The organism is Siminovitchia terrae (assembly GCF_003605405.2).
In the GTDB taxonomy this organism is placed as follows: domain Bacteria; phylum Bacillota; class Bacilli; order Bacillales; family Bacillaceae_C; genus Siminovitchia; species Siminovitchia terrae.
On record NZ_QYTW02000010.1, the window covers coordinates 129045 to 148637 of the forward strand.

General features: G+C 41.5%; 14 protein-coding genes and 1 pseudogene. 12 read left to right on the forward strand and 3 right to left on the reverse strand.

Annotation, left to right across the window (positions count from 1 at the left end):
• The first annotated feature begins 240 nt into the window (after positions 1-240).
• Positions 241-1125, forward strand: a complete 885-nt coding sequence (locus D5F11_RS12020; RefSeq protein ID WP_120115591.1) for a polysaccharide deacetylase family protein — start codon at positions 241-243, stop codon at positions 1123-1125.
• A 132-nt stretch (positions 1126-1257) separates the two neighbouring features.
• Positions 1258-1737: pseudogene (locus D5F11_RS12025) on the forward strand (RNA-guided endonuclease TnpB family protein); the annotation flags it as partial.
• A gap of 309 nt (positions 1738-2046) precedes the next feature.
• Here D5F11_RS12025 and D5F11_RS12030 read toward each other — a convergent pair.
• A complete protein-coding gene (locus D5F11_RS12030; RefSeq protein ID WP_120115662.1) occupies positions 2047-2403 on the reverse strand; it encodes a helix-turn-helix domain-containing protein in 357 nt (118 codons plus the stop codon).
• A 164-nt stretch (positions 2404-2567) separates the two neighbouring features.
• Here D5F11_RS12030 and D5F11_RS12035 point away from each other — a divergent pair, with 164 nt between their 5' ends.
• The 9 genes from D5F11_RS12035 (at position 2568) to D5F11_RS12065 (ending at position 12186) form a co-directional block, all read left to right on the forward strand.
• Complete coding sequence (locus D5F11_RS12035) at positions 2568-2768, forward strand: helix-turn-helix domain-containing protein (protein ID WP_120115592.1); 201 nt, start codon at positions 2568-2570, stop codon at positions 2766-2768.
• Between the two features lie 183 nt (positions 2769-2951).
• Positions 2952-3113 (forward strand): hypothetical protein, encoded by a 162-nt coding sequence (locus tag D5F11_RS26380; RefSeq protein ID WP_185830650.1) that lies wholly within the window; start codon positions 2952-2954, stop codon positions 3111-3113.
• Positions 3114-3191: 78 nt separating this feature from the next.
• Positions 3192-4676, forward strand: a complete 1485-nt coding sequence (gene argH, locus D5F11_RS12040) for an argininosuccinate lyase (RefSeq protein ID WP_120115593.1) — start codon at positions 3192-3194, stop codon at positions 4674-4676.
• Between the two features lie 92 nt (positions 4677-4768).
• Positions 4769-4912 carry a hypothetical protein gene (locus tag D5F11_RS26385; protein WP_185830651.1) on the forward strand — a complete coding sequence of 48 codons (144 nt, stop codon included), beginning with the start codon at positions 4769-4771 and terminating at the stop codon, positions 4910-4912.
• A gap of 340 nt (positions 4913-5252) precedes the next feature.
• Entirely contained in the window at positions 5253-7232 is a 1980-nt protein-coding gene (locus D5F11_RS12045; RefSeq protein WP_120115594.1) for a sigma-54-dependent Fis family transcriptional regulator, read from the forward strand.
• A gap of 252 nt (positions 7233-7484) precedes the next feature.
• A complete protein-coding gene (gene lpdA, locus D5F11_RS12050) occupies positions 7485-8837 on the forward strand; it encodes a dihydrolipoyl dehydrogenase (protein WP_120115595.1) in 1353 nt (450 codons plus the stop codon).
• A gap of 117 nt (positions 8838-8954) precedes the next feature.
• Positions 8955-9866 carry a thiamine pyrophosphate-dependent dehydrogenase E1 component subunit alpha gene (locus D5F11_RS12055; protein WP_185830654.1) on the forward strand — a complete coding sequence of 304 codons (912 nt, stop codon included), beginning with the start codon at positions 8955-8957 and terminating at the stop codon, positions 9864-9866.
• Positions 9867-9884: 18 nt separating this feature from the next.
• Positions 9885-10940, forward strand: coding sequence for an alpha-ketoacid dehydrogenase subunit beta (locus D5F11_RS12060; RefSeq protein WP_120115597.1), 1056 nt, complete (start codon positions 9885-9887; stop codon positions 10938-10940).
• A gap of 13 nt (positions 10941-10953) precedes the next feature.
• A complete protein-coding gene (locus D5F11_RS12065; RefSeq protein ID WP_120115598.1) occupies positions 10954-12186 on the forward strand; it encodes a dihydrolipoamide acetyltransferase family protein in 1233 nt (410 codons plus the stop codon).
• Positions 12187-12549: 363 nt separating this feature from the next.
• Here D5F11_RS12065 and D5F11_RS28120 read toward each other — a convergent pair whose 3' ends face one another.
• Positions 12550-12855, reverse strand: coding sequence for a DUF6241 domain-containing protein (locus D5F11_RS28120; protein WP_425470803.1), 306 nt, complete (start codon positions 12853-12855; stop codon positions 12550-12552).
• Positions 12856-13556: 701 nt separating this feature from the next.
• Entirely contained in the window at positions 13557-15125 is a 1569-nt protein-coding gene (locus tag D5F11_RS12075; protein WP_120115601.1) for an alpha/beta hydrolase, read from the reverse strand.
• A 400-nt stretch (positions 15126-15525) separates the two neighbouring features.
• Here D5F11_RS12075 and D5F11_RS12080 point away from each other — a divergent pair.
• Positions 15526-19593, forward strand: a 4068-nt coding sequence (locus D5F11_RS12080; RefSeq protein ID WP_425470802.1) for an OmpL47-type beta-barrel domain-containing protein, incomplete at its 3' end; no start/stop codon positions are given.

Below are 19593 nucleotides of genomic sequence, written 5' to 3' on the forward strand. Positions count from 1 at the left end.
GAAATTTATCGAGCGGAGCTCGATAAAATCTGGGCGCAAATACGCCAACGCGCATTTGATAGCCGTAAAAAGTTGGATACATATGTCTAAAGTGCTTTGGTATACTGCTTGGCTATACAGGAATTAAAAATCGTGAGGGGAAGGCAGGCAATTAATTTCCGTAGTGTTTGTATAGGCATGAAGATGAAAATTGGCTTTCTACCGCAAGAAAGACAAAACTATTTGAGGGAGGATGTTTCGTTGCAGATTTCAGGTAAATTAAGATTGCCCGAAGGAAAGCGTGTAGCAGTTAATATTGGATGTGATTTTGATGCGGCCTCTGTTTGGTTGGGAACCTATAAGCTTTTTTCTCCTGCCTATATGTCAAGGGGGGAGTTTGGAGCGGCAGTAGGTACTCCCCGATTGCTCAGATTATTTGAAAAGTACGATATACAAACGTCTTGGTGCATCCCAGGCCATACTATCGATACATATACCGATATTTGTAAAGAGGTGGTTGCTAAAGGCCACGAGATTTGCCATCATGGATACGCTCACGAGAATGTAACGGAATTAACTTATGATGAAGAAAAGACTGTTATGGAAAAAGGCTTAGAAGCACTACAAAGAATCGGTGTTACACCAAGAGGCTATCGTTCCCCTGCATGGGATTTTAGTGAGAATACACTCAGTATATTAGAGGAATATGGATTTAACTATGATAGCAGTTTAATGGGGAATGATTTTTACCCTTATTGGATTCGTCCAGTTAAGGTAAATGCAGATAAGGGAAATGTATACGGCCCTCCTAGTAAAATATTAGAAATACCAGTGTCATGGTATTTGGATGATTTTCCTACACAAGAGTTTGTAGGCGATCAAGGAGAAGATGGATTAAGGTGTGTTCACGAAGTTTTTGAAAGATGGAAATCAACTTATGATTATGCATGTAAGCTAGACGGTGCTTGCTTTATCTTAACATTACACCCTCAAACAAGCGGTCGGGCACATTTTATAAAAGAATTAGAACGTTTTATTCAATATATGGAGTCTACTGGGGCATGGTTTACTACCTTGGGAAATATTTATCATTCAACTGAGAATACTCGCGACTTTATCCGTGTAGATGGATCAGCTTTTGTTTAGCTATATGAATCAACCAACATCTATTAAAATCAAATGATTTTTAATCACTTCTATACAATGTGTGATCTCATACAAATGTTAAAATAGTATAGAGTTGTTTGTCTATCAAAGCAATGAAGTAAGGTGAGTCCAATGCTGCGGCACAAAGCTTACAAGTTTCGTATTTATCCAACGAAAGAACAAGAAATCTTCATCGCTAAAACCATCGGTTGTTCAAGATTTGTCTATAACCATTTTCTTCATCGTTGGAATACGACGTATGCTAAAACTGGAAAAGGTTTGTCCTATGAGGCTTGTTCTGCCTTACTTCCTCAAATGAAACAGGAAGAAGCCACTTGCTGGCTGAAAGAAGTCGATAGCACGGCCCTTCAATCCTCTTTAAAAAATCTGGCGGATTCGTTTTCTCGCTTTTTCAAAAAACAGAATCATCGACCAAAATTTAAAAGTAAAAAGAATCCTGTTCAAAGCTATATAACCAAAAATGTGAATAATAGTATCGAACTGAAAGAGAAACACGTGAAACTGCCTAAACTTAAGCCTAGGTTAGCTAAACAAAGAACCGTAGGAACTACGGGGATAGCTTGGTTCATAAGAGAAACCGCTGTTGGTAAAGAAATACGCCAACAAGTATGCTCTTTTCCCAAGAATCTCGTGACTTTAGTCATGAGAGGTTCAAAGTGTTTTCGAGAGAACTGATGAAAGCCAAAATAGCTACGCTAGAGAATGCTCATTGAAAAGTGGTTGACGGGAAAAAATGATTAGATAAAAGTTGCCAAGTGAATGACGAAAGCGGCGGGGATGTGTGTGCAGACAGCCGTGGAACTAAAAGTTGTAACGGGGGAATCCTTTACGTTGGATTGGGGCAGGAACCCGCCTGTCCCCCGATCGTAAGGGATTTATTGTTTTCGAATTTGTCAATTCTCATTCATTGTTTCCCTTACTTTTAATAATCTCCCACATTTGCCTCAGTTTACGCAAATCCTCTTCATCGGATTTAGGTAATTCCTTGTGCCACCGTTCAAGTTCGGGGTCCTTAATGATGGTTGGAAATGTACCATCTTTTTCATAGGCTATGGGGTTATCGGTAATGCCGAGTAAATAATCTGTTTTCACTTCATATAGTAAAGCCAGTTTTTTTAAGGTTTCAGTGTCAGGATCACGATAGTCCCGTTCGTAGTTGGATAAGACCGCGTTGGTTATTCCGATCTTTTCGGCTACATAAATCTGCGACCAGTTTCTTCTTTCTCTTTCTTTTTTTAAACGAGCTCCTAAGCTCATCATACATCACCGCTTTATATTATATATAAATAGTTTACATCAAATAAACGCTATGTTAAATATTTTAAACAAAAAGTTTATTTGTTCACTTGACTTTAAACTTTTTGTATATATAATGAAGCTATATATTAAACTTTTCGTTTAATTACGGTGGTGATCTATTCTTGTTACATGAGAGAGTTAGAGAGATAAGGAGATCTAAAAATGTAAAACAAGCCGTGATAGCAAATACTCTTGGTATTACTGTACAGGCATACAGTATGAAAGAAAGAGGGAGACGCCCTATAACGACAGTTGAGTTAGAATCGATTGCTGCTGTACTGGACGTACCAGTATCACTATTTTTTCGGGAGGAGGAAAAATAAACGTAAAGTTAATCTTGGGATAGTAAAGTAGGTTAAGTAAATCCTTCTCTACTAAACGTAGCGATACATCCTGATTTACAATTGAGTACTAGAATAGCAGTGTTCGTTGCAGCGGATGGTGAAGCTTTAGCAATGATCGTTTTAATTTCTTTCAGCAGAAGTCTCCCACATCTATAAGTGGAGATGAATGCCTATTGGTATTTCATTCAGTGGGGGTTCAAACCCCGGCTGAATAAAGTCAAAGCCTCTGGCGGATGCCACAGATTTTCAGAGGAAATTTATCGAGCGGAGCTCGATAAAATCTGGGGACAAATACGCCAAGGCGCATTTGATTACAAGGTCTAAGTGATTCTTCTTTAATGTAATTGTTCGAACATCCATATAACCAAATGATTGTATTTTTTTTAGAAGGAGTGGAATGAAGTGAGAGAAAGACTTTTTTCAGAGTTGCCTGAAAAAGTCATTCGCTATTTATTCGAACCTGCGATTGAGAACGAGGTGGAGCGTTCCTTTAAAAATATGATGGATGTGAACAAGGCCCATTTAACCATGTTGATGTCTGAAGGCATTGTGTCAGAAACAGCAGGTCACACCATTATGCAAGCATTGATTGAAATACAAGATGCTGGCGTCGAGCATTTGAAAGTTGATCATCAGTTGGAGGACTTGTATTTCACTATTGAACAGGGATTGATTGATAGAGTCGGCATAGAGGTTGCCGGACAATTGTGTATAGGCAGAAGCAGGGATGATCTGGATGCTGCGGTCATAAGGATGAATAGCCGTGACAGATTACAGAAGGTTTGTAAGCTTTTATTAAAGCTCCGTTCTATCCTAATAGAACTGGCTGACGATTATTGTGATATAGACATAAGTGGTTATATACATATACAATCATTGGAGCCAATTACTCTAGGTCATTATTTTTCAGCGACTCTTCATGCATTGGAGCGGGATTTTACTCGTATCCGAAAGGCACTGCAACAGTCTAATGTTTCACCTTTGGGATTAGGGGGCATGGCGGGCACAGCTTTTTCCATCAATCGAGAACAGGCTGCCAGATTACTAGGGTTTACGGATACGATGAAAAACTCATTAGACGGGATTGCTTCACGTGATTATATTCTTGAGTCTTTATCTGCAATGAACATTTTTATGAGTCACATCAATCGCTTAAGCTATGATTTGTATATGTTGTCGAGGAATGAGTATGGAATTGTTGAGTTCGGAGATTCCAATGCTGCCACAAGCAACACGATGTCCCAGAAAAAAAGACTTATTACTGCGGAGCATGTCAAAGCAAAATCATCTCATGTATTGGCTGCGGTTGTTTCGGCAACTTCTTGTATGAGCAATATTCCTTATGGGCATTGCCCGGATCTAGCGGGCGAAAGTACAAAGTATTTCTGGGGCGCATTAAATGAAGTTGAAGCTGCTGTAGAGTTGTTATTGGAGAACATACAGACATTGGCATTTAAAGAACCAGAAATGTTAGAAAGGGCCTCTGACCACTTTTCCATTGTAACGGAATTGACAGATCTGCTTGTTGGAGAAGCGAGAATTTCGATACGGCGGGCACACCAGTTGATCGGACATCTGATCAATTATATCTTTCAACATCAAATGTCATTCAAACAATTGGATGCTAAGCTGATTGAACAATTATCCATCGAAATGTTTGGAAAGAGAATTTCTGTTCCTCAAGAGAAAATTAAAAGCGCCCTACATTCTGTTACAAAAGTAGAAGCAAAAAAAGTTCAAAGCGGACCAGTCTCCCAAGAGGTGAAAAATCAGCTAGAGAGACTTAAACATAATCTCTCACAAGACGAGAATTGGCTGAATCAACAAGTGCAGAAAAATCATTGGAGTAAGGATAAGTTGAGGACAGATTTGCGACAGGCACCATAGTTAGAAGGAGTATATATTGAAAGCGGATTCATTATGTCGGGTACTTCTATAGTAAAGATAGTGGAGTAGGAGGCTGGGAGATTAACCCCTGAATGACATTTACTTGGCTTAAAAAAGAATATCTAATTACCATTATAGATGCAGAACGCATACTGCTGAATTTATTTGAAGCAAGGGTGTTGGAAACCAAAATGAATAAACCAGGGCTGAAGGGACATATTTATGGAAAAAAGTAAAAACGATATCCTGGAGGAGTCCAAGCTACTTTGCCGACAGGATGTGTTTCTTGGATGATGATCAGAGCCGGAGTGGTGCTGGCTGTGTCGTTCAGTCTATCCATTAAAAGGATGTTGGGCAGCTGCAAACGAAAATCTTGCGCGAGGCAAGATGAAAAGCTTCAAGACGGAAGTTGAGGCCCAATGTTTTCAGCCCCTTTATATGGCCCTCTACCAAATCTTTGTTTGTCAGTGGTGGAAATAAATACATACCGCTTTCAAAGAGTGACACAGGCGTCGGACTAAGTTTGTTTATGATATAATATTTTTAAAATTTCCGATTCTGTGGTGGTGGAATTTGATGGGGAATATGCTGACTAGTGATCTTGTTAGGGTTAGGGAGTACAATGCTTCGGTTAATCAGATTTGGAAACATTATCAAGAGTTAGGGAAGTATTCGGGCGAGGGGCTGCGGAAGCCGATTATCGGTTCATGGGAGAATTCGAAGAAACTCGGGATTAATCCTTTTCAAAATCGAAATCATGAAATGGTTAATGGAAATGATTTGGAAGAACGACTTGAGAAAAATGCGGAATTGCTTTCGTTTGCTGCGCCTCAAATGAACCATTTATCCGATCTTTTAATCGAATCGAAAACAATGCTTTCCATTGTCGATCAGCAAGGGACGATTTTGCATTCCAGCGGGGAACAGAATGTGTTGAAAAAAGCAGAGAAAATTGATATTTATAATGGAGGCATTTGGACGGAGAAATCGGCGGGAACGAATGCCGTTGGGCTTGTCTTGAGAACAAAGCAATCTTCCCAAGTGTTGTATTCAGAGCATTTTTGTGAGAAAAACCATGATTGGTTTTGCGCCGCTTTTCCTATTTTATACCCTTACACAAATGAATTATTAGGCGTCATTAACATTGCTGGCGCTGATCATCAAGTGAACCCGAAAAAGATTCAGTACATCTTTTCAGCAGCCAATCAAATTTCTGAAACAATTCGTCAATATTTTTTCAAACATGCATTACAAAATCATTTATTTTTAAATACGGCCTTGGAAGGGGTTGAGGAGGCGATCTTGATCGTCGATAACGGGAAAAGTGTTGTTGAAAAAAACCGCGCCGCTCAATCTCATTCCATATTAAGTAAACTTCAGACCACTACAACGATCCCATCGTTAAACCGTCTTGTCGAAACGGTTTTACAAACCGGACAAGCATTGATGAGAGAAGCAGTCACGGTGGATTCTCAGAAGCAGCCATTCATTTGCTCGATTTATCCGGTTACATTCCAGGCAGACACGTTAGGAGCGGTGATTTTTTTTAGGAAAAATACTGTATCGCCGACATTAACAATGAAAAAGCCTGATTCGCCTCGCTCAACCAAAACGAAGACGACACGCTATAGCTTTGATGATATGGTTGGTTCTTCAAAGGAATTTGCGGCCGTCGTCAAAAAAGCACGAAAGGCATCGTCCATTGATTCTACTCTTTTCTTATCTGGTGAAACAGGGACAGGCAAGGAAGTGTTTGCTCAGTCGATCCATCAAGCGAGTGATCGCCGCCGCCATCCATTTGTCGCGATTAACTGTGGAGCGATTCCGCGCGGCTTGTTTGAAAGTGAATTATTCGGCTATGAACCAGGTGCTTTTACCGGTGCTAAATCAATAGGGCAGCAAGGGAAATTCGAAATGGCCCAGGGTGGTACGATCTTTCTTGATGAAATCGCCGATATGCCATTGGAATTGCAGGTCCATCTCCTTCGAATTTTGGAAGAAAGGGCAGTTACAAGACTTGGCAGTAATAAACCGATTCCGCTCGATGTTCGTGTTATTGCTGCGACGCACAAAAACTTAGCCAAAGCCATTGAAAAAGGCGAATTTCGCCAGGATTTAATGTATCGGCTTCAGGTGATTCAATTGAGAATTCCGGCATTGCGTGACAGAACCAGCGATATTCCGGCACTTGTCAACCATTTTATTCGAAAAATGAGCAATGAATTTGGAAAACAAGAGATTGTCGTACAAGAAGGTACGATGCAGTATCTAACACAATATACATGGCCGGGAAATATTCGGGAACTCAAGAATGTCATTCAACAAGCTCTTTTTAATATGGAAGGAAAGCAGTTGACCCCATTTGATCTTCCGCCAGAATTAATGAAACAACCGGAACCGGGAGGCGACGAAAAGGAGAGATTAATTGAAGCGCTTGTCAAGGAGAATGGAAATGTCACAAGCGCAGCGAAACTGCTTAATATCTCTCGTGCTACGATGTATCGAAAAATGAAACAATATCAACTAACAGCAGAAAATGGGAAGGTTCAAAAGTAAAAAAAAGCTCTCTATTTCATCCTTGTCTATTGGATAAAGGAAAAATGGAGGGCTTTTTTTCATGAAACAGTTGAGACACATGAGACAAATTATGTCTCATTGATACAACTTTTATACAAATGCAGAAATTTAAAATGCTAGGTCAACTTATTGTTAGGATAGCTTTTTCATAGCCTTTTATGATGCTGGCATACATCTTGCATTAATTATGAAGTATAAAACTTTAGAACGAAAGCAAGGTGATGAACACAAATGAAAGAAGTTGACCTCATTGTCATTGGCGCAGGACCAGGAGGATATGTTTCAGCCATTCGGGCTGCCCAATTAGGCAAAAGCGTAGCAATCGTCGAAAGGAAAAAGGTGGGCGGTACCTGTTTAAATGTTGGCTGCATTCCTTCCAAAGCCCTTCTGAAACATAGTGAGCTTGTGGAAGAGATTCAAAAGGCGAATCGCTGGGGAATCCATACCGGTGAGATTTCCATTGATTTTCTAAAATTAATGAAGCGGAAAGATCAAGTTGTACAGACTTTGGCAAACGGTGTTGAACATCTGTTAAAAAAGAACAACATTTCTATCTTCCAAGGCGAGGCATCTGTAACGGAAGAGTTAGTGGTTACTGTTGGAGCTGAAAAACTAAGGGGAAAGGACCTTTTATTAGCAACAGGAAGCAAACCATTTATCCCGCCGATTAAAGGCTTGGATCAAGTAAACTATCTAACTACCGATACATTCTTTGATTTGAAGGAATTGCCGAAATCGCTGGTAATCATCGGGGGCGGAGTGATTTCAGTCGAGCTGGCATTTGCGATGGCTCCGTTAGGGACAAGCGTCACAATGATCGAAGTGGCCCCTGATATTCTATTAACTGAAGACCCTGATGCACGAAAAATCATTAAAAAACATTTACAAAAGAAACAAATACAAACGATTGCCCAAGCGGAAATTCAGGAAGTGAAAAATGGAAAGGTCCTCTTAGCGGGCAAGGAAATCCCATTTGATACGCTCCTAGTCGCGACGGGAAGACAACCAAATCTTGAAGTTGCTGCCGATTTGAATTTGAAAATGGATGCTGCGAACAAGTTTGTGGCGGTCAATGATTTTTATGAAACGAGCAAAAAACATGTGTATGCCGTTGGTGATTTAATCGGGGGCTATCAGTTGGCACATGCAGCGAGTGCAGAAGGCCTCATTGCAGTCCATGCCATGAATGGTGAAGAGTCGCAGCCACTCGATCAAACGGACATTCCGAGATGTGTCTATACCCACCCGGAAATTGCTTCGTTCGGGTTGAACGAGGAACAAGCGAGAAAGGCTAATTATGATGTGAAAGTCACAATTACTCCTCTTTCCGGAAATGCGAAAGCGATTGCAGAGGGAGAAACAGAAGGCTTTGTTAAAATTATTTCCGATCATAAATACCAGGAAATTCTCGGGGCTGTTATTGTCGGTGCCAAAGCGACTGAACTCATTGGCGAAATTTTGGCCGTGAAACACTCAGAAGGAACAATGAATGAGCTGGCAAGCCTTATTCATGCTCATCCAGCTATTTCTGAAGCGATAGGCGAAAATGCGAATGTTTTATTTAAGCAAGCAATTCATGCGTAAACGGTGCAAGAACCCGATTAAATCATTGAAGATATGTATCATGCTTAAACATTACTGATTTTATAAAGGGAGGAATTAAGAGTGGAAAAGAAAGAAGTCCTTTGGATTTATCAAACGATGAATGAGATTAGATTTTTTGAAGAGGAAGTGCACCGTACGTTCGGAAAGGGGTTAATTCCAGGATTTGTCCATTTATATGCAGGAGAAGAGGCAGTTGCAACAGGAGTCATGTCCTTATTACAAGATGAGGATTATATTACAAGCACTCACCGCGGGCATGGTCATGCGATCGCAAAAGGCTGTGATATTAGAGGCATGATGGCTGAAATCATGGGCAAAAAAGATGGCCTTGGCGGTGGAAAAGGCGGTTCGATGCACGTTGCCGACGTTGGAAAAGGAATGCTTGGTGCCAATGGTATTGTTGGCGGCGGTTTTGGATTAGCGGCAGGAGCGGCGCTTAGTATTAAGACATTAGGCCGGGACAATGTCGCGGTTTGCTTCTTCGGGGATGGCGCTTCCAATGAAGGTACGTTCCATGAAGGATTAAACCTTGCTTCGATTTTAGACTTACCAGTTATTTTCGTTTGTGAAAACAACCAATTTGGTGAAGGGACGCCATTTAGATATGCGAGTGCTTCTGAAACAGTTGCTGAACGTGCATTCGCTTATAATATGCCTGGCGTCCGTGTAGATGGGATGGATGTAGAAGCCGTTTACAATGCAACAAAAGAAGCAATTGATAGGGCGAAAGCGGGGAAAGGGCCGACATTGATTGAATGTGATACGTACCGAAAATTTGGCCACTTTGAAGGAGACGAGCAAAAATACAAGACTGATCATGATCCGAATAAAGACCGTGACCCGATTATAGAGTTTCATGAAAAATCGATTAAAAATGGCTGGATGACTGAAAAAGAAGCAGATGACATTGAGGCAGCAGCAAAAGAAACGATCAAAGCCGCTGTGGCATTTGCTGAGGCAAGTCCATTACCAGATTTGTCTACTTTATATACGGATATCTTTGCGTAAGAATAGGAGGAATGAAAAATGACAAAAAGAGAAGTAACTTTTATGACTGCTATTACAGAAGCAATGACACAAGCAATGAGAAAAGATGAAACCGTCATCCTAATTGGAACAGATGTTGCCGGTGGTGCGGAAGTTGATCATTTAGTAAAAGACGATGGACGATATGATGATGCATTTGGCGGCGTTTTCGGATTATCAAAAGGGATGGTCACTGAGTTCGGCCGCGGACGAGTGATTGATACACCGATCGCAGAGCATGGCTATTTTGGAGCGGCTGTCGGGGCAGCAACAACCGGCTTACGTCCGATTGCAGAATTAATGTTTAACGATTTTATCGGATTTGCATTGGATCCAATTTTAAACCAAGGCGCGAAAATGCGTTATATGTTTGGCGGGAAGGCGAAAATCCCACTAACCGTCCGTACAGTCCACGGGGCAGGAGCAGGGGCAGCCGCACAACACTCTCAAACATTATATGGAATGTTCGGCTCAATTCCAGGTGTGAAAGTGGTCGTCCCATCCAATCCATATGATGCAAAAGGCTTGATGCTGGCGGCAATTGAAGAAGATAACCTCGTTGTCTTCTCTGAAGATAAAATGCTCTATGGCGTGAAAGGCGATGTACCTGAGGAATATTACACAATTGAAATCGGCAAAGCCAATGTCGTTCAGGAAGGAACAGACTTGACGATTGTTGCAATCGGAAAAATGGTTCAAGTTGCTCAAAAAACGGCTGAGACATTACAAAAAGATGACATTTCGATTGAGGTCATTGATTTAAGAACGGTTGCTCCATGGGATCAAGAAACCGTACTAAATTCTGTGAAGAAAACAGGCCGTCTTATTGTCATTGATGAATCCAATCCGCATAACAACACAGCAACGGATATTGCTTCCGTCGTAGCGGACAAAGCGTTTGATTATTTGGATGGCCCTATTAAAACTGTATGCGCACCGAATACACCTGTGCCATTTGCGTACAACTTAGAACAAGCTTATATTCCGGATGTGAATAAAGTGATAACCGTTGCAGAGGAATTAATCACAGATTTGAAACAAACGGTTAGAAATTAGGAGGTGAGTAAAAATGAGTGAAGTCATTGTAATGCCTAAGTTAGGAATGACCATGACGGAGGGGACCATTGTCGAGTGGTACAAAGAAGTCGGAGACCCTGTAATTGAAGGCGAAGCGGTTTTAATGATTAGCTCGGAAAAATTAAACCAAGATGTTGAAGCGCCCGTTTCAGGGATTTTACTGACAAAAAATGCGAAAGTCGATGACCAGTTAGAGGTTGGTGCGGCGATTGCTGTGATTGGAGAAGAAGGGGAAGCTGTTATGAATGCCGGGGCTTCGAAACCTGTAGCCGTTGTTGAAACAGCACAAGCAAAGACCACTCCAGTGAGTGAGGCAGCAGCAAAGAGATCCAAAGGCGACCGTATTTTTATAACCCCATTAGCTAGAAAAATGGCGAAAGAACATCAACTGGATATTACGTTGATTGAAGGGACAGGTGGAAACGGCCGTATTACGAAACGGGATATCGAGCGTGCACTACAAGAGGGATCGGCTGCAGCGGTAGTCCAAAGTAAATCTGAGACTGCTTCGGCTCCATCTATTAACGAAGAATTTGTTGGTGCAGGCCTTCGTCCAATGCGAAAAACGATTGCGCGGAACATGCGTAGAAGCTTGGATCAAACCGCTCAATTAACGTTACATCGCAAGGTAAATGCCAATGCATTAATTGATTTCCAAAAGAGGCTTAAAAAGCAAATCGAGTCAGCTGATTTAGATGTAAAGCTTACGATTACTGTATTGGTGGCAAGAGCAGCAGTTCTCGCTTTACAAGAGCTGAAGCAAATGAATTCTCACTATGCGGATGGCAAATTGACTGAATTTGATGAGGTCCATCTAGGTATTGCCACTTCTTTAGAGGATGGCTTAGTTGTCCCTGTTGTGAAGGATGCCCATCAAAAAACTATTGGCACGCTTGCTAAAGAAATCAAAGCGATTTCGACGAAAGCAAGAAACGGCGAAGCCGATGGAGATTTACTGACAGGCTCCACGTTCACGATTACCAACCTTGGTGCAAGTGGAATTGAATATTTTACACCTATTCTAAACACACCGGAAACTGGAATTTTGGGCGTAGGTGCATTCCAAGACGAATTAGTCTTGGACGAAGAAGGCAAAGTCCAATCTATTAAGAAAATTCCATTCAGCATCACCTTCGACCACCAAATCGTCGATGGCGCCACCGCAGCAGAATTCCTAAGTGTATTAACCAAATACATTGAAACGCCATTCTTGCTTGTATTCTAGGAGAAACAGATTGTATCTCTACCCATGCAGAAAATAATTTTTGAAATAAGACTGCTAGAGGATGTTCAACAAGTCACCAAATGATAAGCGGAGAACTCAAGGCTTACTTGTTTCTGGCGGTTCTATACATTGCGCTGTGCAAAACAAGCTGCCGTGATCTTCTTTCGACGCACAGGACGTGCAAGTGCGGGTGAGGCGACAGGACGTCGCAGCCTCCCTTTCGATCACCGTTCCGCTGATATTCAGTGTGAAGAAAGGGATACCAATGGCAACCGGGTGAAAGTCCCCTAATCGGATTCTTTAAGAAGGAGCCCGATATATCAAGCTTGGAAGCCCCAAAGTGGGGCTCCAGTTTGTACATCGCTAAACGGGCGCTTGCACTTTCTTATTTAAAGTTATTTTTGATAAATTCTGTTTCTTCATTTTTAGACATAATTCCATACCCTTTGCCGACCGTACCGCCTTGGAAGGTGCAAAAATAGTTGTGATCTTCGTCAGTTCTGGAGAAGTCCCCGCTTTTTCATCTTTCGAGGATTTCAAGAAGGTTTTCTTTTCTTTCAAAATTACTATTGGAGACGATTTCGTAAACGTCGTTGATGTTTCAGGGATCATTGGGATCGCGCCCCATTTCTCCTCCGCTCTCACTTTCTGATGAGTCATTTTGTGCATCACATCAATGACTTCCTCTTGAGTGGAGCTTTCATCAAGTTCAACCTTGTAGCTTATTCCTCAATTTGTTGGGTTCGTTCAATGAATTATTCTTCTGTGACACCTGCTGCTTTTGCTTTTCCTTCACCTCAAGATTTTCTTTCTCATGCTTGTTCAATAAATACTGGTATCCTCCATATCCGGCAAGGGGCAATACACATACAGAAATAGCAATAAAAGTACCCGGTTCAAAATGAATATCCACCATCCATAGCGATTTTTTTATCCGAAATGTTAATCTATTTAAACATTAACATCTGAAAGAAATTTTTGATAGCCATATGTAGAGCTGAATATCATCACCAAATAAAGCCATAGGCGACAATCCAAACATACGAAAGGCGCATAGATCAATAAATCCGGGCTGAGAAGGATGACAGAAGCAGTACTTTCAAATGGATGGGTAACTATGGGAATATTTATGGGAAAAAAGTAAAAATGATATCCTGGAGGAGTCCAAGCCACTTTGCCGACAGGATGTGTTTCTTGGATGATGATCGTGCTGGCTGTGTCGTTCAGTCTATTCATTAAAAGGATGTTGGGAATGGTCGGTCGATGAGACACAAATTCATTTAGGAAATCGCCCCAATTGGTTTACAGATAGAGACAGGGGAGTAGGTTACACCCCTATCTCCATTTAGAAACAAGTTTTTTGTTTGTTTTCAATTCCTATCATATTCCAGCATCCGGCTGTGCCAAATAATCGCTTGTTCTTCGTTTCCGGCTTTTCCGAATAAATCGATCAAGCATTCATACAAGTCTATGGATGGGGCAACGAGTACCGTTTTCTTTAATTGGCGAATCGCTGTCAAATAATCCTTTTGTTTTTTATAACGGTTGGCATTCCAAAGAACAAGATCAATTAAATCTTCTTCGATTTGTGTTTTCAGCTGGAGAAACCAGTCAATATCTAGTGGTTCAAAGAGACGCCTGGGCAGATTATTTAGAAGTTGATCAATCAGGTCTTGCTTTGTTTCAACGCTGGTTTCATGCTGTGCTTCCTGGATTTTTTCCATAAATGCCACCGCATCGCATTTTACTTCCCCTTGAAGGTAGACATGTGCACCATCCATGACTAAAAAGGAATGATCGCATCCCGGAATAGTTAAAAGCTGTCGCAAATAGGACAAATAAACACGCAAATTAGCTTTTGCCTGCTGAATCGGTGAATGGGGCCATAATGCTTCACAAATATGGTCCCGGGTTGTTGAGCGGTTTATTGTCAAATATGCAAGTAATGGTTTGGCGAAGCGTTTATTCCAGCCATTTACTATTTGATCACCTTCAATGAACACCTGAAATTGCTGGAGTATATCTATTTGTAACTGCTTATGAGCTTCAAGTTTGTGAAGCCATTCCGATTGAATTTGGCTTACATAATCAAGCATTGATTCATCCACTGAACGGATGAATGGATCTGAAATGGGTGGCGGTTCAACAGGTTCTGAAATAAAATCATTTATCAGCTGTGCGATTCCTTTGGGCTGATCCAATACAATAAGACTGGATGCGTTGGGAATCATCACAAGACGGCAGTGTCGTAAATGAATAGTATGCAGTCTTAGATAATGGGGTGGGAATAGTACTTCCTTTGAACCGGATAAAATGAGCGTTGGACAATGCAGATTTTTAATGTCCTTGATTGGATCAGCACTGACAGTTAAATCCATGACTTTCGCGTATAGATCAAATTCTATGTGATTGGCATATTCTTTTAACTTTGCCAGTTCTGGATGACCTTTAGGTAAAGTGGAGGCCATGGCCTCCAAATATTCGAATGGAATTTCCCTTTTTCCTCCAGATAGTTCTTTTCGATGGGAACGGATGCTTTCTATCATATGGGGAGGATGACAGGGCATTGACATGATCGTAAGGGATTTTACCTTATTTGGATATAAAGATGCGAATCCGGCGCCAATCAGTGCTCCCATTTGCCAGCCGATAATATGAGGAGAATTGATTTTTAGAGTGTCCAGGAGTTCTTGTAAGTCCATAATAAAGTGCCCTATCGTTAGGGCCGAAATGGGCTGATCATTGTCGCTTTTTCCAAAGCCTCTTAAATCGTAACGCAATATATGGTGACGATCACCTAAATAATGAAGAAGCGGGTCAAATGCACGTAAATCCACCGCATTTGCGTGAATGAGGACAAGAGTTTCCGCTTCTTTATTTGTTTGTGCTTCCTGTAGTATGTAATGAACTTTTTTTCCATTTATTTTTGTAATGGCCATGATTAAACTTCCTTTTATGGGACCTGGCAAACCAGATTGAGCATTGTTGTCAGGTGATATGACTTTAATGTGATTTTGGCATGTTTTTCCTTAATAATGATGGGTTTAGTGTACATTGATTTAATGATATTGTAAATGAAATAAAGATAATTTTGAAAAAAAGCACTCATTAAATTAGGTTCCCCTATGTGTAGGTGGCTGTAAATGCAAGGTACATGCTTAGAATCAGCTTTGCATAATGGCAAATACTGAAAACGAAGAAACAGCCTTTCCGTGTAACGTTCGTGTAACGCAGCATTTGATATGATGGGCGCAATATAGATAAAATTGGTGAACTTTGTAGTTTTTTTCACCATTTGTATCAATCACGGGCGTTCTTTATGTCGGAAAGGATTTGCAAATGAAACAAAATGTATCTATTTTTCTAGTTTTTATATTATTATTCTCTCTAGTTGAACCGGCTTTACAGGGAAAAGTGTATGCGGAAGATGATCAAACTGAAGTGATATTAGCTAATGAGAGTGCCGAGCTTTCATCCTTTAATGGCAACCGTCCACAACGTACCAAGGGAATGACTGTGGTACAAGTGGGTTATCAAGATTGGGGGTCCAATGTAACATCTGTAAATGAGCTTGCTATTCGATTTCCTTTAAACCAAATTGATCGGGAAAGGCACATTGAATCGATTACGATGCAAATCGGAATGACGGAATTACCAGTCGGAGATCATCTTTTTTTAAATCTATGGGGTGCTAACCAATATGGTTGGGAAAACGGCCCGTTTGTGCCACCGAAAAGTGTAACGCTTGTAAATGAAAGGCAAATTACAGAATCAACTGAAACAAATCTATCGTTTGATGTCACTGATTTTGTGAAATCACAGTTGAATCATCAAACAGCCACATTGATTTTTGGAGGTCCTCGGGATTCTGGAGTTCCTGATGATCCTAATAAGCCGCGCATCATATCTTTATACACTAATAATAACGAAGAAGCAAAACGCCCACGGTTAATTGTGAAATATAAAGAAGACATGCCTCCAACAGGTAAGCTTTCGATTGCAGGGAACGGGTATACGAATGATACGAAGGTGCAATTACAAATTGAAAGTGATGCGCCATCCAGTGATGGCATTGCAATGAGACTTTCCAATACTAAAGATGATTGGATGAGTTCGTGGGAGCCTTTTTCACCAACAAAGGAATGGAAACTGGCTGAAGGAGATGGAAGTAAAACCGTTTTTTTGCAGTTTCGTAATCAGCGTGGAGTGGAATCGGATGTATACGAAGCGATGACGATATTAGACCGGACGGCGCCGACAGGGACGGTGAAGATTAATCAAGGGGCGAAGTATGCGAATTCCCGTTTTAATGCCAGGCTTTACGTATCAGCAAATGATGGCGATGGAATTGGGAACATTCAAGTTCAATTTTCAAATGATAAGAACACATGGAGCGATTGGCAAGGGTTCAAGCCTGATGCCCCATATATTTGGAGTCTTACAGTTGGAGAAGGCGAAAAGATTGTTTATATGAGGCTTCGCGATGGTCTGGGGAATGAAAGCAACCCGATTGAGTCCAATCCGATTATAGTGGATACCCAACCACCGGTAGTTACCGGCGTAGAAAATGGCGGCGTATATAATCACGACCTAACGATTAAATTTAACGAAGGGGAGGCTCGCTTAAATGGCTATCATTTCTCCAGTGGTGGCACAGTTACTGCTGAAGGGGCGCACACTTTAACCGTCACAGATGCTGCCGGGAATGTAACAACAGTGAGGTTCACGATTGATAAGACTCCACCAACAGGCAGTCTGCGTATAAATAAGGGGAATGGCTTTACAAACAATCCCGCTGTTCAACTACATGTGGAAGGTAAAGATGATCACGGAATAGCGAAGATGCGCTTTTCTAACAAACCCAATGATTGGTCCTTGAGCGAGTGGGTACCATTTTCACCAACATATGATTGGACAATTAATGCAGACCACGATGGCAACAAAGAGGTTTATATGCAGCTCATGGATAAGGCGGGGAATGTAAGCACGGAAATGATTTCTGCAAACATCCACCTAGACAGGATTGTTCCAACTGGGAGTATTCAGATCAATGAGGGCAAATATGTTACAAACGTTTCTGATGTTAAGTTAACGGTCGATGGTAGTGATAATGATGAAGTTGCAGCTATGCAATTTTCCAATAATCAAGATGAATGGACAGAAGACTGGATCCCTTTTTCATCAACATATGATTGGACACTTCCTAACCCGGAGACAGAGGGAGAAAAAACAGTTTATTTGCGCTTGAAAGATCGAGCTGGAAACATTAGCTCTCCCTATTCGGCGAAGATTTATTTAGATCTGGCACCTTTGGCAGAAGGTGTTGCAGATGGAGGTTTATATAATAAAGACGTGACAGTTGCTTTGGCAGCTCGGGTTCAAACAGCACAGATCAATGGAAAGGAAGTATTCAAGAGGGAAGCAGGAGTACATACTCGACAAAAGCACACGATTACAGAAGAAGGAAAAATCAAACTGGAAGTATCTGATATCGACGGAGGTACGGCTGCTTTTGAATTCATGATTGATCGCCAGGCGCCGACAGGGTCAATTAAATTTAATGGCAATGCGATATATACAAATTCCCGTGATGTGTTGCTACTAGTGACAGGAGATGATCATGAAGGTTCGGGACATGTGCAAATGCGCTTCAGTAATGATGTAAATAAATGGCAGGATGATTGGGTGGATTTTGATGATACCAAGCCTTGGTCATTATCGGAAGCAGGAGGCAGCGAAAAGACAGTTTATATGCAGCTTCGTGACTTGGCCAAAAATGTCAGCGAATATCAGGCATCTATCATCTATAAATCTGTACCTGTTGCCAGAGATTCCATTGCGTATGGATGGAAGGATCAAAACCTGGAATTCAAAAAAGAAGATTTTCTCTTTACAAATGAGGATAAAACGGACATAGAGGCAATTAGAATCGTCACACTTCCTGACAAGGGTGAGTTATTTTTAAATGGGAAAAAGGTTTCCTCTGGTCAAATCGTTTCATTTAGTCAATTGGACCAACTTGTATTCACCCCAGCTGCATCCTGGAGCGGAATTACAGATTTTACATGGGAAGCAACAAATGGATACGAGTATTCACCATATACAGGAACCCTCAAACTGGAAGTTGATATGCAGCCGGAGAAACCAACCATTAAGACAAACCAAACAAGTGAATGGACGAATAAGACGGTTGAAGTGATGATAGAGGATGGGAAAACTGGACCAAGCGGCATTGATAGCACTGAGTTCAGAATAGGTGAGGACAGTGATTGGCAGTTTTATGAGGGTCCATTTACCATCTCTGAAGAGGGGGAGCATAGAGTTTTTGCTATTACGAAGGATCGTAAAGGCGAAGAAAGTGATATTGCTTATGCAACTGTAAAAATTGACCGAACGCAGCCATCTGCACCGAAAATCAAATTATCGAAAACGGGCTGGACGAATGCTTCGGTGGAAGTGGAGATCACTGATGGGAAGACGGGTCCGAGCGGAGTATCGAAAACTGAGTATAAGGTTGGACCAACAGGAGCCTGGAAAACCTATAAAGATGCATTCACTCTCACGGAATCTGGTGAGCATACCGTTTATGCCAGAACGGTAGATCAAGCGGGAAATATAGGGGAAGCGAGTGAATCGGTCGTCAGGATAGACCAAATGCAGCCTGGTGCCCCAAAAATCACGCTGTCCAAAACAGGTTGGACGAATACTCCAGTGGAAGTGGAGATCACTAATGGAAAGACAGGACCGAGCGGAGTTGCCAAAACAGAGTATAAGGTTGGATCAACAGGAGCCTGGAAAACCTATAAAGATGCATTCACTCTCACGGAATCTGGCGAGCATACCGTTTATGCTAGAACGGTAGATCAAGCGGGAAATATAGGGGAAACGAGTGAATCTATCGTCAAGATTGATAGAACGCAGCCGTCTGCACCGAAAATCGAGTTATCGAAAACGGGCTGGACGAATACTCCAGTAGAAGTGGAGATCACTGATGGAAAGCCGGGTCCGAGCGGAGTATCGAAAACAGAGTATAAGATTGGCTCAACAGGAACGTGGAAAACCTATAAAGATGTATTCACTCTCACGGAATCTGGTGAGCATACCGTTTATGCCAGAACAGTAGATCAAGCAGGGAATATAGGGGAAACGAGTGAAGCGGTTGTCAGGATCGACCAAATACAGCCGGGTGCCCCCAAAATCAAGCTGTCCAAAACAGGCTGGACGAATACTCCAGTGGAAGTAGAGATCACTAATGGAAAGACAGGACCGAGCGGAGTATCGAAAACGGAGTATAAGGTTGGCTCAACAGGAACGTGGAAAACCTATAAAGATGCATTCACTCTCACGGAATCTGGCGAGCATACTGTTTATGCCAGAACGGTAGATCAAGCGGGAAATATAGGGGAA

Coding starts and splice junctions, on each gene's coding strand:
- D5F11_RS12065 (WP_120115598.1), top strand. CDS start 10,954: ATGAGTGAAGTCATTGTAATGCCTAAGTTAGGAATGACCATGACGGAG.
- D5F11_RS12045 (WP_120115594.1), top strand. CDS start 5,253: ATGGGGAATATGCTGACTAGTGATCTTGTTAGGGTTAGGGAGTACAAT.
- lpdA (WP_120115595.1), top strand. CDS start 7,485: ATGAAAGAAGTTGACCTCATTGTCATTGGCGCAGGACCAGGAGGATAT.
- D5F11_RS28120 (WP_425470803.1), bottom strand. CDS start 12,855: ATGCACAAAATGACTCATCAGAAAGTGAGAGCGGAGGAGAAATGGGGC.
- D5F11_RS12030 (WP_120115662.1), bottom strand. CDS start 2,403: ATGAGCTTAGGAGCTCGTTTAAAAAAAGAAAGAGAAAGAAGAAACTGG.
- D5F11_RS26385 (WP_185830651.1), top strand. CDS start 4,769: ATGACATTTACTTGGCTTAAAAAAGAATATCTAATTACCATTATAGAT.
- D5F11_RS12055 (WP_185830654.1), top strand. CDS start 8,955: ATGAATGAGATTAGATTTTTTGAAGAGGAAGTGCACCGTACGTTCGGA.
- D5F11_RS12060 (WP_120115597.1), top strand. CDS start 9,885: ATGACAAAAAGAGAAGTAACTTTTATGACTGCTATTACAGAAGCAATG.
- D5F11_RS26380 (WP_185830650.1), top strand. CDS start 2,952: ATGAATGCCTATTGGTATTTCATTCAGTGGGGGTTCAAACCCCGGCTG.
- D5F11_RS12075 (WP_120115601.1), bottom strand. CDS start 15,125: ATGGCCATTACAAAAATAAATGGAAAAAAAGTTCATTACATACTACAG.